The organism is Streptomyces sp. NPDC001904 (assembly GCF_040297005.1).
GTDB lineage: Bacteria > Actinomycetota > Actinomycetes > Streptomycetales > Streptomycetaceae > Streptomyces.
In genome coordinates this window covers 20,552-35,641 of record NZ_JBEOYI010000003.1, presented here as the reverse complement: position 1 = coordinate 35,641, position 15,090 = coordinate 20,552, and the positions used below count along the sequence as shown (strand labels likewise).

General features: G+C 73.4%; 13 protein-coding genes. 6 read left to right on the top strand and 7 right to left on the bottom strand.

The features are described from left to right. Nucleotides 1-4: 4 nt before the first annotated feature. Nucleotides 5-1,630 carry an amidohydrolase gene (locus ABT127_RS05100; RefSeq protein WP_351444713.1) on the bottom strand — a complete coding sequence of 542 codons (1,626 nt, stop codon included), beginning with the start codon at nt 1,628-1,630 and terminating at the stop codon, nt 5-7. Nucleotides 1,631-1,854: 224 nt separating this feature from the next. Beyond that, nucleotides 1,855-2,487, bottom strand: coding sequence for a TetR/AcrR family transcriptional regulator (locus tag ABT127_RS05095; protein ID WP_351444711.1), 633 nt, complete (start codon nt 2,485-2,487; stop codon nt 1,855-1,857). A gap of 81 nt (nt 2,488-2,568) precedes the next feature. Here ABT127_RS05095 and ABT127_RS05090 point away from each other — a divergent pair, with 81 nt between their 5' ends. Beyond that, complete coding sequence (locus ABT127_RS05090) at nt 2,569-4,014, top strand: purine-cytosine permease family protein (RefSeq protein WP_351444709.1); 1,446 nt, start codon at nt 2,569-2,571, stop codon at nt 4,012-4,014. A 135-nt stretch (nt 4,015-4,149) separates the two neighbouring features. Here ABT127_RS05090 and ABT127_RS05085 read toward each other — a convergent pair whose 3' ends face one another. Next, nucleotides 4,150-4,464 (bottom strand): hypothetical protein, encoded by a 315-nt coding sequence (locus tag ABT127_RS05085; RefSeq protein ID WP_351444707.1) that lies wholly within the window; start codon nt 4,462-4,464, stop codon nt 4,150-4,152. A 282-nt stretch (nt 4,465-4,746) separates the two neighbouring features. Here ABT127_RS05085 and ABT127_RS05080 point away from each other — a divergent pair, with 282 nt between their 5' ends. Next, nucleotides 4,747-4,998, top strand: a complete 252-nt coding sequence (locus ABT127_RS05080) for a hypothetical protein (RefSeq protein WP_351444706.1) — start codon at nt 4,747-4,749, stop codon at nt 4,996-4,998. Between the two features lie 130 nt (nt 4,999-5,128). On the opposite strand, the gene ABT127_RS05075 is transcribed toward ABT127_RS05080, so the two are convergent. Together ABT127_RS05075 and ABT127_RS05070 are read right to left on the bottom strand one after the other, a co-directional pair. Beyond that, nucleotides 5,129-5,455: a hypothetical protein gene (locus tag ABT127_RS05075; protein WP_351444704.1), complete on the bottom strand. Its 327-nt coding sequence runs from the start codon at nt 5,453-5,455 to the stop codon at nt 5,129-5,131. Between the two features lie 30 nt (nt 5,456-5,485). After that, nucleotides 5,486-6,184, bottom strand: coding sequence for a hypothetical protein (locus ABT127_RS05070; protein ID WP_351444702.1), 699 nt, complete (start codon nt 6,182-6,184; stop codon nt 5,486-5,488). Nucleotides 6,185-6,517: 333 nt separating this feature from the next. Here ABT127_RS05070 and ABT127_RS05065 point away from each other — a divergent pair, with 333 nt between their 5' ends. After that, a complete protein-coding gene (locus tag ABT127_RS05065) occupies nt 6,518-8,104 on the top strand; it encodes a GMC family oxidoreductase (protein ID WP_351444700.1) in 1,587 nt (528 codons plus the stop codon). Between the two features lie 25 nt (nt 8,105-8,129). On the opposite strand, the gene ABT127_RS05060 is transcribed toward ABT127_RS05065, so the two are convergent. Then, nucleotides 8,130-9,350, bottom strand: coding sequence for a glycoside hydrolase family 64 protein (locus ABT127_RS05060; protein WP_351444698.1), 1,221 nt, complete (start codon nt 9,348-9,350; stop codon nt 8,130-8,132). 255 nt (nt 9,351-9,605) lie between these two features. Between ABT127_RS05060 and ABT127_RS05055 the strand changes: the two genes are divergently transcribed. Both ABT127_RS05055 and ABT127_RS05050 read left to right on the top strand, forming a co-directional pair. Beyond that, nucleotides 9,606-10,397, top strand: a complete 792-nt coding sequence (locus tag ABT127_RS05055; RefSeq protein ID WP_351444696.1) for a VOC family protein — start codon at nt 9,606-9,608, stop codon at nt 10,395-10,397. Nucleotides 10,398-10,465: 68 nt separating this feature from the next. After that, nucleotides 10,466-10,708 (top strand): WhiB family transcriptional regulator, encoded by a 243-nt coding sequence (locus ABT127_RS05050; RefSeq protein WP_351444694.1) that lies wholly within the window; start codon nt 10,466-10,468, stop codon nt 10,706-10,708. Between the two features lie 10 nt (nt 10,709-10,718). On the opposite strand, the gene ABT127_RS05045 is transcribed toward ABT127_RS05050, so the two are convergent. Further along, nucleotides 10,719-11,384: a YceI family protein gene (locus tag ABT127_RS05045; RefSeq protein WP_351444692.1), complete on the bottom strand. Its 666-nt coding sequence runs from the start codon at nt 11,382-11,384 to the stop codon at nt 10,719-10,721. A 240-nt stretch (nt 11,385-11,624) separates the two neighbouring features. On the opposite strand from ABT127_RS05045, the gene ABT127_RS05040 reads away from it, so the two are divergent. Further along, complete coding sequence (locus tag ABT127_RS05040) at nt 11,625-15,008, top strand: hypothetical protein (RefSeq protein WP_351444690.1); 3,384 nt, start codon at nt 11,625-11,627, stop codon at nt 15,006-15,008. The last annotated feature ends 82 nt before the right edge of the window (nt 15,009-15,090 follow it).

The window sequence follows — 15,090 nt, the reverse complement described above, 5'->3', positions numbered from 1 at the left end:
GTCCCTAGAGATCGGCGGCCCGATGGGTCACACGGCCGCCGACCACGGTCAACCGCACCGGAACATCGGCCAGTTCGGTGGCGTCGACGGAGACGGGATCCCCGCCGAACACCGAAAGGTCCGCCCGCGCCCCGACCCCGAGCCACCCGGCGACCCCCTCCTCGCCGGAGGCGTACGCCGGGTTCACGGTCATCGCGCGCAGCGCCTCCAGGCCGTTCAGCGCCTGGTCCGGGCCGTGCGGCGGCAGGGTCAGGTCGCGGCTCGGGCGCCGGTGCCGGGCGCCCGCCAGGACGCCGAGCGGCGGGTACGGGGCGATGGGCCAGTCCGAGCCGAGGACGACCCGCGCCCCGGCGTCCAGGAGGTCCCGGCAGCGCCACGCCCGCCCGGCCCGCTCCTCGCCGAGCCGCCGCGACCAGTTGTCGGTGTGGTCGGCGCGGGTGAAGTCGCAGCAGTGGGTGGGCTGCATGGAGGCCACGACGTCCAGCTCGGCGAAGCGGCGCACGGTGTCGTCGGGCACGGTCTCGATGTGCTCGACCCGGTGGCGTACGGCCCCCGGCGCCTCGGCCCGCGCCTTCGCCACGGAGTCGAGCACGTGCCGGACCGCCGCGTCACCGATGGCGTGCGTGGCCGTCGGCACACCGGCGCGGTGCAGCTCGCCGACGACATGCGTGTACGCGGCCGGATCCGGCCAGAACGCGTGCGTCGACTCGCCGTGACAGTCGGGCCGCTCCAGCCAGGCCGTGCCGTTGTCGATGGTGCCGTCCATGAACAGCTTCACCCCGGCGACCTGCCACAACTCGCCCCGGTCGCCCTGGAGATCGATCAGCGCACGCAGCGCGTCGGCGTCGGCGCCCGGCTGGCACCAGGGCGCGACCCGCAGCCGCACCGGGAGCTCGCCCGCCTCGTCGAGCTCCCGGTACAGGTCGAGGCTGTCGCCGTTCGCGTCCATCGCGTGCCCGCCGGTCAGGCCCGCCGCGGCCATCGCGCGCAGCGTTGCCGCGAGCCGGTCGCGCCGCTCGGCGCGGGTCGGCTGCGGTGCGGCCCGCTCCACGAGTTCGCAGGCCGCGTCCTCCAGGAGCAGACCGGTCGGCCGGCCGTGCTCGTCGCAGACCACCTCGGCTGCCTGGTCGAAGGTGCGCGGGCCGTCCACCCCCGCGAGCTCCAGCGCGCGCGGGCTCGCCAGCATCGAGTGGGCGTCGAACAGCAGCAGCAGCGCGGGGACGTCGTCGAGCACGGGGGACAGCGCGGCGGCCTCGACCGGCCGGTCGCCGAAGACGTTCGGGTCCAGGCCCCAGGCGTGCAGCCACGCTCCGGGCGCCAGGGTCTTCCGGTGCCGGGCCAGTGCCTCCCGCACCCCGCTCAGGTCGGTGCAGGCGGAGAGGTCGAGGCCGTGGGTGAGTTCGGCGCCGTGGGCGGGGTGGATGTGGCCGTCGACCAGGCCCGGGGTGACGGTCGCGCCCTTGAGGTCGAGCGTGGTGGTGGCCGGACCCGCGAGGGCACGGATCTCCTGGTCGTCGCCGAGGGCGCCGATGCGGCCGTCGGGAGTGACGGACAGGGCCGAGTAGGGGAGGGCTCCGCCGGATGCCGGGTCCAGGAGGCGGGCGTTGAGCAGGGCGAGTCGGGGGTGCATGGGGCTCCTGTGCGGTGTGCTCCGCTGGTTGTCCGGGGTGGGGCGCGCAGTTTCCCGCGCCCCTTCGCCCGCTGTTCCGGTGGGCTGTTGTGCGTGGGCGGGGGTGGGTCGTGTGGGGCTGGGCGCGCAGTTCCCCGCGCCCCTTCGCGCGTCGCGGTGGTGGGTGGTGTGCGTCGGCGGGTGCCGGTTGTCCGTGGTTGCTCGCGCAGCTCCCCGCGCGCCCCTTACGGGGCGCCCAAAGTTCCTGGCGGCAGGGACAGTTCGCGTTCTGCCAGGGTGAACGCCATTCTCGCCACCGCCGGGGGGACCTCGTCCGGGGTCAGGGCGCCGTCCGCGCTCAGGCCGTCCAGGACGACCAGGATCTGGAGGGCGACGACCACCGGGTCGGGGGTGTGGAACTCGCCGCGGGTGACTCCGTCCGCGATCAGGCCGGAGAGGCGGGCGCGCCAGGCGGCCTCCTGCTCGGCGACCTGCTCGCGCAGGGCCGGGCGGTAGCGGCTGAGGTGCCGGGCGTTGATCCACAGGGCGCTGATGTCGTCCCACGCCGCATCGCCCGTCGTACGTGCCAGGAACCGGGCCAGATGCCCGGTCGGGGTGCCGTCGGGGCGTTCCGCCGGGATGAGCGCGTCCAGTTCCGCCGTCGCCGCCGTGCCGAACGCCTCCGCGACCAGGTCCTCCGCCGAGGGGAAGTAGTGGCTCACCAGCCCCGGCCTGACGTCGAGCTCCTCGCCGATGCGGCGCAGGGTGATGCCCTCCAGACCTTCGGAAAGCGCAATCGTGGCCGCCGAAGCAACGATTTCCGCACGTCTGGCCGTCGGTGACTTTCGAATTCGCTTGCGCTCAACGCTTGACGACATGCCCGGCACGTTATTGAGTGTGCGACCAATAAGCAAGCAGGCGGGTCGGTCCAGTACCGCTCAGCACCCTCGGAGGGCTCGATGGCGTCCACACTTCCCGACCCGTCCCCACGTACCGACCCGGACGCCACCGCTCCGCCGGACGACGGCCGGGCCGGACGGATCGAGGCCCACGGCATCGACGTGATCCCGGACGCGGACCGGCGCGGCAGGGCGAGCGAACTGTTCGCGGTGTGGGCCGCGACCGGCGTGAACTACCTGAGCCTGGTCGTCGGCGGCTCGCTGATCCTGATGGGGCTGGCCCTGTGGCAGGCGATCGCCGTCCTCGTCGTGGGCAGCCTGTTCTCCGTCCTCACCGGCCTGCTCGCGATACCCGGCCCGGCCGCGGGAGCGCCCAGCGAAGTGGTCACCCGCGCGCTCTTCGGCGTCATCGGCAACCGGGTGAACAACGCGATCACCGGCTGGCTGATCTCCGTCTGCTACTTCGCGCTCAACCTGTCCGCCGCGGCCGTGGCGGCCTTCTCCCTCGTGGCGCGGTGCGGCGTCACGGTGAACACCCCGGTCAAGGTCGTCGTGATCGTCGTCATCGCCGCGCTCACGCTGATCATCAGCGTCTACGGACACGCCACGATCGTGAAGCTGTACCTTCCGATCACGCTCGCCCTCGCGGCGGTCTTCGCCGTGGTCGCCGTCGTCGTCGCTCGGCACGCGGACTTCGGGTACGTTCCCCAACACCCGCTCACCGGGGCGGGGTTGTGGGCCGCGGTCCTCGCCGGGGTCACGATGGTCGCCTCGGCCCCGCTCTCGTACACCACCAGCGCCGACTTCTCCCGTTACCTGCCGCGCACGACGCCCAAGCGCGCGATCATCGGCTGGACCGCCCTCGGCAACTTCGTCTCCGGCCTTTTCACCTGCCTCATCGGCGTCCTCGCCGCGACCGCCGTCGACATGGCCGACCCGCAGTCGGCCCTGGAGTCGATCCTGCCCGGCTGGTTCGTCCCGCTGTTCCTGCTCGCCCTCGTCCTCGGCACCATCGCCGTCAACGCCCTCACCGCTTACAGCGCGGGCCTCGCCCTCCAGGCGGTGGGCCTCACCATCCGCCGCCAGGTCAGCGTGCTGTTCGACGGCACGGTCGCCATCGCGCTCACCCTGTACGGCCTGCTCATCTCCAATTTCCTCGACACGGTCAACGACGTCCTGCAGCTGACCGTCGTGCTGCTCGGCCCGTCCGTCGCCGTCTACGCCACCGACATCGTCCTGCGCCGCAACCGCTACGACGGCCCGGCGCTGTGCGACGAGCGCCCCGGCGGTCCGTTCTGGTACCGCGGCGGCGTCAACTGGGCGGGCGCGTTCTCCCTGCTCGCGGGTGCGGGGGCGGCCGCGCTCTGTGTGAACACCCTGTACACCGGGCCCATCGCCGCCGCGCTCGACGGCGTGGACCTCGCGCTGCCGGTCGGCATGGTGGTGTCCTGCGCGTGCTATTGGCTGACGATGCGCCGCTCCCTGGCCGGGTTCGCCCGAGGCTGACCCCGCGGGCGCGTCCGCAGGGACGCGAGCGGCGCGGACGGCACCACTCCGCGGATCAACGGCCCCGGTTCGAGGCGCAGTTGTGCGTCGGAAGGCGGGAGCGCCGGCCAGGCCGTCACCGTCACCGTCGTCGCGTCACGGCGTCATCGTGAACCCGGTCGACGGGAGGACGGTGACGTCCGCCGGGTCGCTACCGGTGTCGAGGGCGGTGTCCCAGACGGCGAGGGGCGCGGTGTCGGTGACGGTGCCGCCCTGGGCCCGGCACTCGTCGGCGCTCAGCGGGCGGGGCACGGAGGTGATGGTCTCCTGGGGCCCGCCGTCGGCCGTCAGGCTGGTGATTCGGCAGTACTGCGTGACGGTCGGGATGTCGTCGTCGGCGTGGGCCGTCACCACGGGACCGGTGGCGAGGGCGGCGGCAGCGATCACGACGAGCGGGATACGGACGAACACGGCGTCTCCTGAGGGGCAGGGGTGCACGTTCGAGCGTGCGCGGAACACCCGGCCCGGAGGTGGGCCGGGTGCCCGATCAGCCTGCCGGTAGTCCGTGGGCTCCGCGATTCGCCGGCCCGAACGAGGCCGTGGAGTGCGGTCATCACCGTGAGTGAGCGTTCAGGATGCGCACGGTGATGGGTACGTGCAGTGTGTGTTGCGGCGGAACGTGGCCGTCTTCGCCATCCCGGTGCATGGCATCGCGGAGATCCAGGCCGGCAAACCCTGAAAGGACCGCAACAGATGCGCAGCATTGCCAAGTACGTCGCTGTCGGTGCTCTCGTCACCCCCCTGGTCATCGGCGCCGCGGGTATGGCTTCCGCGGACGACGGCCCCGCCTACAACAAGTCGCAGAACTCTGCGAACTCGAGCGGCGGCATGACCTCGAGCACCGTCAGCGGCTTCACCCCTGACGGCAAGGCCTACTTCAAGACCACGACGAAGCAGGCCGGCCCCACGGGTGCCACCGGCAACACCACGGGCTCGCACTCCTGACGCGGTCCATTCCGGCGGACGGGACCTGAGCCCGTCGGCCGACGCTCGTGCCCCGCAGCCGTCTTCCGGGCTGCGGGGCACGGTCATGTCGTCCGCCGGGCGGTGCACGTGCCGTGCGGGGCGCGGAACGTCAGGAGTGCGAGGCGGTCTCCTCGTAGTGCGGACCGCCGTCCCCGCCGAGGAGCAGCGCCTGCCGCCGGAAGTACGCTCCGGTCGCGTCGAAGCCGGAGGCCGTGTCGGTGTACGCCATCCGCCCCTCGCCGAAATCCAGGGTCGTCCCGTGGAACCAGGGGCCCTGCGCGTCCGACGTCTCGAACGATGCGGGGGCCGTGACGGCCGGGGCGGGACGGGTGTGCGCGGCGGCGACCGATGGTGCGGCGATCACGCAGGGCAGGGCGAGCACGGCCGGCAGCAGGAGCAGCCGATGACGGCGCAGGGCGCGGGAAGAAGTGTGCATGCCCCGACCCTGCCCGCTGACCGGGCCGGATCACGGCATGGACGCGCCGGAAGGACTCGTGGCGGGCAGGGCGGCGGGCGTGGTGCCCGGGGCCGGCGTCTGCGACTGGGTCGGTGCCGGTGCGGCCGCCGGAGAGGTCGGCGCGGGAGAGGTCGGCGCCGCCGGGACCGGTGTCGGCGAGGTGGCGGTGGGCGTGGCGGGGACGGTGGGCGTGGCCGGCGTAGTGGGGGCCGCGCTGGGTGCCGCCGGGGTCACGGCCGAAGGTGTCGCCGATGCGACGGGTGACGGGGAGGCCGACGGGTGGTCGGCGATGCTGGTGGTCGCCTCGGCGGGCGCGAACAGGGCGTTGCCGGCGAAGCGCACGGCGGCACTGCTCATCTGGTGTGCGCCGGTGTGGAACGTGCAGGAGAAGCGGCCCTCGTCGCTCGTGACCGTGTTGCACCGGCGTGCCGCGTCCTTCGGCCCGCCCGTGACCTCGACGGCCAGCGCCAGCCGGGCCAGCGGATACGTGAGCGTCTCCCCTTCCACCAGACGGCCCGTCACGGTGAGCGTCGACGTCGCCCCCACCGTGATCTCCTGCGCGCCCAGCTCCGTGACGACCACCGCGGTCCGCGTCGAGACGAACGACGCGGCCGGGGGCGGCTTCACCGCGGTGGCCGCGGTGGCCGAAGCGGCCGACCCCAGCAGCACCAGCGTTGCCGTACCCAGCAGAAACCTCGACGCGCGCATCAACACCACATCCCAAGCGACAGCGGACAGATCCTGCCAGGTATGCCACTTCTGGCGGTGTTCCTAACGAACCCGTCGGACGCCGCGCGGACCCGTGAGCCGTTGTGCGGACGGCGGTGGCCGGGGGAGTGCCGTCCGGGCACGCGCTTCTCTCGTACGCCGGACGGGTGAACCCGAAGCCTCCGCCCCGAACGGACGGACCCCACCGCGCGGGCCCGCGTCGAGGACCCGCCCGGCCCTGTGTACGGTCGCCCCCGCCTAGGTGTAAACCATCGGTAACACCTGTGTGCGAGATGCGTCCGTGGCGGGCAACACCGTATCGAGGGAGCCGAGTTGAGCAAGGACCGTACGTACGACTACGTCATCGTCGGGGCCGGGTCGGCCGGGTGTGTGCTCGCCGGCCGGCTCAGCGAGGATCCCTCCGTCAGGGTCGCCCTCGTCGAATCGGGGCCCCGCGACCGCAAGACGGAGATCCGGATACCGGCCGCGTTCCCGAAGCTGTTCAAGACGCCGTACGACTGGGACTTCGCCACCACCAAGCAGGCCGCCCTGGACGGCCGCGAGCTGTACTGGCCGCGCGGCCACACCCTCGGCGGCTCCTCCTCCATCAACGCCATGATGTGGGTGCGCGGCCACCGCGCCGACTACGACGCCTGGGGCGAGGCGGCGGGGGAGGAGTGGGCGTACGAGGCGATCGAACCGTACTTCCGGCGCGCCGAACGCTGGGGCGGTGAGCGCCCCGCGCAGTCCGTGTACGGAACCGACGGCCCGCTGCACATCTCGCCGCAGCGCTCCCCGAACCCCACCACGGTCGCCTTCCTGAACGCCTGCCGGGCCCAAGGGCTGCGCGAACTGGCCGAGTTGAACGAACCCGATCACGCGGGATTCGCCATGGCCCCGGTCAATCAGCGCCGGGGGCGCCGCTGGAGCGCCGCCGACGGCTACCTCAAGCCCGCCGCCCGCCGCCCCAACCTCGACGTCTACACCGGTGCCCGCGTCACCCGGCTCGACTTCGACGGCACCCGCGCCGCCGGGGTCGTGGCCGAGGGCCTCTCCGCGGGCACCCTGCGCGCCACCCGCGAGGTCATCCTCAGCGCCGGCGCCATCGGCTCGCCGCATCTGCTCCAGCAGGCGGGGATCGGCGACCCCGAGACGCTGGCCGCGGCGGGCATCGACACCTTCGTCGCCGCACCCGGGGTCGGCCGCCACCTCCAGGACCACCTCGCCTTCGCGGTCACCGTCCGCTGCCCGCGCCCGGTCTCCCTCACCGGAGCCGACACCCCGGCGAACCTCGCGCGCTTCCTGCTCGGCGGTCGCGGCCCGCTCACCTCGAACGTCGGCGAAGCCATGGCCTTCGTCCCCTCGCGCCCCGAACTTGCCGCGCCCGACATCGAGCTGGTGTACGCGCCGGTGCCGTTCGTCAACCACGGGCTCACCCCGCCCACCGAGCACGGCATCACCATCGGCGTGATCCTGCTCCAGCCGCACAGCGAGGGCCGCATCACCCCGACCGGCACGGGCGGCGGGCCCGCCATCGACCCGGGCTACCTCGCCGCCGAGGAGGACCTGCGCGCCCTCGTCGCGGGTGTCCGCCGCGCCGAGGAACTGCTCGCCGATCCCGCGCTGAGCCCGCTGCACACCTCGCCCATGGGCGGCTACCCCGGCGTCGTCGACGACGAAGCCCTCGCCCGGGCGATCCGGGCCGGCGCCGAGACCCTCTACCACCCGGTCGGCACCTGCCGCATGGGTACGGACGACGACGCGGTCACCGATCCGCGGCTGCGGGTGCGCGGCACCGAGGCGCTGCGCGTCGTCGACGCCTCCGTCATGCCGCACATCACCCGCGGCCACACGCACGCACCCACGGTCGCCCTCGCGGAGAAGGCGGTGGAACTGATCCGCGAGGACGCCCGCGCGTGACCGACTCCGGCCGGAACGACGGGAGTTACGAGCCGACACTCACCGTGAACCGGCGCGGATTTCCGTCGTTCGCCGCACCCGACACGTCGGGCTCCCCGTCCGGCCGCACGTCGTCGTACGGGAACGCGTAGCCGATCGGGGAGTTGGCGTGGACGATCCGCGACCAGTGGTTCGTCGTCGCGTCCTGGTAGTAGTCCGCGGACCCCGTGCCGTTCGGCTGCGTGGGGTGCGTGAGCATGATGCTGCGGTTGAATCCGGCGGCGAGCCTGGCCAGCAGGCCCTTCTTGTCGTCGGAGTCCGCCGGGTTGTTGGCGAACGGGCCGTAGTTGCAGGTGAAGATGTCCTTCGCGGACGGCTTGGTGAAGGTGTGGCCGCCGTTGAAGGTGAGCGTGTCGCCGCTGACCCGGCCGGTGAACACCCCGCGCCCGCCCTGGAGGTCGATGCTCAGGTCGGTGCCGGTGTACTTGGACCACACCTGGTCGGCGTAGGCGTCGAAGTAGTCGCGGAACGGCATCTGGTCGGGCTGCCCGAAGAACGGCGCCATCAGGTTCTGCGGAGAGATCGCGCGCAGCACCTTCCCGTCGCCGCCCTTGATCACGAGCTTGTCCCAGGGCTGCCCGTCCTTCGCGGCCTGCGCGGCCAGATCCGCGGCGATCTTGTCGACGGCGCCGTCCGGCAGCGGGGCGACGGTGTGGGTGGCGTCGCCCTCCAGGGTCAGCCCGATGGGCAGCGCGGTCACCAGGTCGACGTAGCTGATGTTCGCGTACAACTGGTCCGAGTTGAAGGTGAATTCACAGAACGACCAGGTCTTGCCGTAGTTCGGGTCGGCCTCGGTGGCGAAGGCGGGCTCGACCAGCGACGGTCCCGGGTTGAGGAAGAAGTCGAGCGTGTCGTTCCGGACGAAGTAGACCCGCGCGCCGTACATCTGAGGGAGTGTCACCACCTTCGCCGCGGAACCGGCCGAGCCCAGCGGGATGGCGCAGTCGACGGGCAGCGGGGTCTGCGGGGCGCCCGGTGACGCGGGGCGGTAGACACTGCCGTCGGCCTTGAGCAGCACCCAATTGCCCGTCGACTGCTCGTGTCCGGTGACGTACGCGTTGACGGAGCCGCTCAACGACTTGTTCTCCAGCGCCAGTTCACAGGTGGCGGGGGCGGCGCCCGCGGTCCAGGACGGCACGGCCAGTGACGCGGCCGCCGTTCCGACGGTCGCTGCGGCGCCGGCGAGGAACAGTCTGCGCGATATCACGATCGGTACTCCCGACATGTGGGGGGGTGTGGGGGAGCCCCACTGTGGCGAGGGTGACCGGAAGCGTCAAGACTTATGGCAGGGAGCGCTCCCAAGAAATGATTCCGTTCACATGTTGAAGGCAGACGGTATACAAACGATTGGTCCGTACCTTGCCTGGTCAGGCACGGTGGGACGGCGATTGTCAGTGCGCGGTGGAAGACTCGGCAGTCCGGAGCGGAAAACGGAAATTCCCTCGACGAGGAGGGCACGACCATGATCACCACAGACTTCGTGGACGGCGGACCCGTCTGGCTGGATCTCGGCACACCGGACCTGGACGGAGCGGTCTCGTTCTACGGCGGACTCTTCGGCTGGCAGTTCGCGTCGGCGGGTCCCGAGTACGGCGGGTACGGCACCTTCCGGCTCCGCGACAAGGCGGTGTCCGGCGGCATGACCGTCACCCCCGAGCAGGGCGGCCCGGCCTGGAGCGTCTATTTCCGGACCGGTGACGCCGACGCCACGGTCAAGGCGGCGGAGCAGGCCGGCGGCACCGTCCTCCTCCGGCCGATGGACGTCGGCGACCTGGGACGCATGGCGATGATCGCCGACCCCGGCGGCGCGGCCTTCGGCCTCTGGCAGCCCGGTGTCCACAAGGGCCTGGAGCACGTGACGGAGGACGGCGGGCTGAACTGGGTGGAGCTGTACGTCCCCGACCCGGCCGCCGCCAAGGCGTTCTACGGCACGGTCCTCGGCTGGAGCACGTTCGACGTGGAGTTCCCGGGCGGCACGTACACGACGGTCAACCCGGCGGGCACGGACGAGAACGCCATGTTCGGCGGTATCGTCCCGCTGGACTCCGACCCGGCGGAGGCCGGGGCGGGCGGTCACTGGACGCCGTACATCCACGTCCCGGACGTGGACGCGACGGCCGACACGACCCGGCGGCTGGGCGGCATCGTCCGCTCCGCGCCGGTCGATGTACCCGGGGTCGGCCGGATCGCCAAGCTGGCCGATCCGTACGGCGCCGGATTCGCCGTACTGAGGGGTGACCCGGATCAGCAGTGACGAGGCGGGCCGCCCGGCGTTGATCGCGCGTTGATCGAACGTTTTTCGCCGGGCGGCAGTCTCTTCCCATGCACGCGACCACGACCTTCCCGCCCGCCGATCCCACCTGGCAGGACCAGGCCCTGTGCGCCCAGACCGGTGGCGACTTCTTCTTCCCCGAACCGGGCAGCTCCGTCAGGGAGGCCAAGCAGATCTGCAGGCTCTGCGAGATCCGCCCGGCCTGTCTGGACTACGCGCTGGCCAACGACGAGCGCTTCGGCGTCTGGGGCGGCCTCTCCGAGAAGGAGCGGCACCAGCTGCGGCGCGTCTGACGCACGGGCCCTAGCTCTCCGGCGTGGCCCGGATCGCCGAGATGTCGAACTGCAGGCGCACCTTCTCGCTGACCATGGTGCCGCCCGCCTCCAGCCGCTTGTTGTAGACGAGGCCCCACTCGGTGCGGTCGATGGTCGTGGTGCCGTCGAAGCCGGACCGTTCGAAGCCGAAGGGGTCGAGCACCGAGCCCAGGTAGTCGAGTTGGAGATCCACGGGACGGGTCACGCCGCGGATCGTCAGGTCCCCGGCCATGCGGAACGTCTCACCGCCCTCGTGCACCGTGGACGTGCTGCGGAACACCATCTCGGGGTGGCGCGCCGCGTCGAAGAAGTCCCGCCCCACGATGTGCGCGTCGCGCTGCTCCACGCCGGTGTCGACGCTGCCGACGCGGATCACCAGCTCGGCGCGCGAGCGGGACGGCACCGCCCCGTCGAAGTACAGCCTGGAGTCGTAGTCGGCGAAGGCGCCCCGCACCGTGGTGACCATCGCGTGGCGCACGGAGAAGCCGATCCGGCTGTGCGGGCGGTCGATGGTCCACTGCCCGGACAGCGCCCGGAGCGCCGGATCGAGCGCGACATCGCCGACGCTCTCGCCCGGGAACGGCGTACGAGGGCTGACGACGGCCGGGGCCGGGTCGATGGTCGCGACCGGGTGGCGACGGTTGAAGATACCCATGCGGGCGAAGCCTCCTTCGATGTGATCACTCCGTGTTATCACGCCATCGATCGTGCGTGGACGGCGAGTTGGGCGGTCTCGTCCGAGTTCTGCGTGGTCGGGCCGGTATAGCTGCACAGGATCGCCATCAATGTGAATGCACGGCCAGCTGGTCCGATGTCACGCACCGTCATCGCCGTCGACGTCGGCATCCGGGGAAATTCGATGGGCCGGGCGCCGCGGACCAGGCAGACTCCCGGCATGTCCACCCCGCGCCGAAGCACCGCCGCTCAGCTCCTCGACGACCTCGCCCCACTGCCGTACCCCCGCCGCACGGAGGAGGCCGCCCGCCGCGCCCGCGACCTCGCGGCGCACGGTGAACTCGGCCCGGTCGTCACCGAACTGTCGGCCCTGGGCGCCCACGGACGCGGCATCGGCGCGATCCTCGCCTGCGCCGCCGGTGACACCGCGTGGCAGGCCGCGCACCTCGCCGACCCCGACCCGTTCGTCCGCGGCCACGCCCTGCGCGCCGCCCGAGGGGGAGGCGTGCCCGACACCGCCTTCGAGGCCGCCCTGGACGACGCCCCCGAAGCCGCCCGCCGCCCGCTCCTGCGCGCGATCGTCGGCCTGCGGCGCACCGCGCTCGCCGACCGCCTCGTCGACACCGTCCGCGCGCAGTGGGGCGACGCGGAGGCCGCCCGGCTGCTGCCCGGCTGCTCACCGGAGGTCGTGGCCCGTGTCCTGCCGGCCGTCTTCCCCGCCGTACGGGGCTGGCGGAGGCTCGCCGCGCGGCACCCCGGCGCCCTGCTCGACACCGCCGCGCGCGAGCTGGCCGAGCTGCCGGACACCGCCCGCGACGGCTGGTGGCACCACTACGGCCGGGCCCTCGCCGCCGTCGCCCCGGCCCAGCCGCTGCGCGTCCTCGACCTGCTGGACGCGCATCCGCCCCGTCACTTCCCCTGGTCGCTGCGCCCGGCCCTCCCCGCCTTCGCCGCCGCCGACCCGGCGCGCATGCTGCGCATGATGACCGGCCCCTGGCAGGGACGGCTCAGCGGCCGGGGCACCCTGACCCCGGCGGTGCTGCGCGCCGTCGCGCGCGTCGACGGGCCCGACCTCGCCGCCTACGCCCGTGCCGCCGCCGAACGCCCGCACGACCTCGCCGCGCTCCTGCGGGCCCAGGCCCCCGCCGACCGGCCCGCCACCTACGAGACGGCCCTCGCCGGACGCGGCCCCGCGCACCACGGCGTCCACGCGGACGTGCTCGACGCGCTGCCCCGCTTCTACGTCGCCGACGTGGCCCGCCGCGCGGCACGAGCGGCCCGCGAGCGCGGCGAACCCTGGGACGTCGTCCTGCTCGCCGAGTCCTTCCTGCCGCCCGAGGAGGTCCGGGACGCCCTCGACGCAGCGACCCGCAGGCCCGTCGCCGACCACCGCGCCACCGCCTGGCCGCTGTACGTGAGCAACGCGGCCCGCGCGGCCGATCCCGCCCGGCTCACCCTCGTGGCGGCCGAGCTGGCCCGACGGCTCGGCAACGAGCAGGACCCGGTGCGCTCGGCCGCGCTGCGCGCCCTCGCCGACGACGTTCCCCCCGCGCTGTGGGAGACGGCCGCGCTGCCGGACCTCGCACGGCTCGTCAAAGACTCCCTGGAAGCCCGCGACGCCTCGTACGCCACCCGGCACGCGATCGTCACGCTGGCCGTCGGCGTCCTGCGGGAACACGCGGCGAACCCGGAGCAGGAGCACGCCCAGTGGGCGCTCGCGACGCTGGCCGCCGTCCATCACCACGTGTCCGCGACAGCCCTCGGCAACCTCGACGAGACCCTGCGCCGCGGCCAGGAGCACCAGCTCTACGCGGCGCTGCGGCACCGTATCCTCGCCGACGAGCGGAAAGGCGACTTCGGCCTGCTCCTCGCGCTGGCCCGCTCCCTGGGGCGCCGCGCGGCCGGAGTGCCGGAGCTGCAGAGCAAGCTGCGCGCCGCCGTCGAGCACGGAGACCACGGCGCCTCATGGGACGCCGTCGACCTGTGGCTCGCCCCGCCCGGGACCCGTGACGAGCGCGTCGCCGAGGTCCTCGACCTGGTGCCCTCCGCCATCGAACTGCCCTCCGTGGCACCGGTGGTGGCGTACCGGCGCACCGATCTCCTCGACCGTTTCCTCGACGGGCCCGCCCCGTACGGCCGGTTCCTGGCGGGCAAGGGGCCGTGGGTCTTCCCCGCCGAGCACTACGGCCCCGCGGTGCGCGGCTGGCTGCCGCGCCAACAGCGCTCCTACCTGGCGCAGTTGAAGACCGTCGCCGAGGACCCGGAGCTCGACACGGAGCGGCGCGCCGAGGCGATCCGCAGCGCCGCCGAGGTGCCCGACGGCGGCCGGGAGTACGTCCGCCGGTGGGCCGGCGCGTCGGACGTCCCCCTCGCCGAAGCGGCGCTCGCCGCACTCGGCCGCACCGCCGACGACCTGCCCCTGCTGCTCTCGCACATGGGCGACGACCGGGCCCGCGTCGCCGCGTACGCCCTCTCCCGGGCCTCCCGGCACGCCCGCCCGTCCGTACTCGCCCCGCTCCTCGACGAGATGCTGACCGGCGAGGGGAAGAAGGTCACCAGCCGCAAGGAAGCCGCGCGGCTCACGGCCGTCCGGCTCCCCGCCGCGCAGGCCGCGCCCCGCCTGGTACGCGCCTACGCGGACCCGGCCGCCCACCGTGACGTACGCGCCGCGTGTGTCGCCTTCGCCGCGGACCGGTTGCTCGGCGAGGACACCACCTGGAAGATCCTGGCCGACGCGGCCTCGGCGGGCAGGGCCGCCGTGCTGCGCCGTGCGGCACTCCGGCTGGCCCTGTACGACGTCGCCCCCGACCGGCGCGCGCGGTACGCCGCCCTCGTCGCCGAGGTCGCCGACACGGCCGGCGACGACGCCGAACTCGGCGGCGCCGCCCTGTCCGCCCTCGCCTCCTGGGTGCCGTGGGCGCCCCAGGCCCTCGACACGCTGGCACGGCTGCTGACCGATCTGGAACGGCGGGCCCCCGGAGTGTGGAGCGCGGCCGGCGCCGCCCTCGTCACGGCCGCGGGCGGGACCCGGGCCGGGGCGGACGCGCTGACCGGCGCCGTGCGCACCCTGATGTCCGCCGGGCCCGCGCCCGACGCGGGGGAGGAGCAGGACCGGCCCGCGCACCGCCGCGTGGAGAACGTCGCCGGGGTGCTCGCCGGCGCCGCGACGCTGGACCCGGCGCTGCGGCCGCTCGCCCGCGAACTGGCCGGTGTCCTCGCCGCCGTCGACGCGTTCGTGGCCGCGGCCGCACAGGTCCGCCTCGCCGCGGTGGACCTCTCGGCACCGGGTGACGACCTGCGGGACCTGGCGCGGCTGCACGACGGACGCCCCGCCCTCGCCCGGCACACGGCCGACCGCCTGCGGGAGCGGCTGGGCCGTGGACTGCGCGGCGAGCGGGTGCCCAGCCGGGTCCTGCTGCCGGTGGCGCGCGAACTGGCGTCGGGCGGCGCGCTCGCCGAGGGGCTGTTCGCCTGGGCGGTCACGGCGGCCCAGGGCGGACGCGAAGGATGGCCGGAGCCGTGGCGCGACGTCCTCCGGACCCTGCGGGGACACCCGTGCGCCGATGTCCGGGATGCCTCGGCCGGGGTGAACACGGCCCCGTAGCCCCGGGAGGACCGGCCGCCGAGCGCAGGGATGTCACAGATCCGGGTGCTGTCTCGTCTCGGTGAGCGCACTCATGAAACGG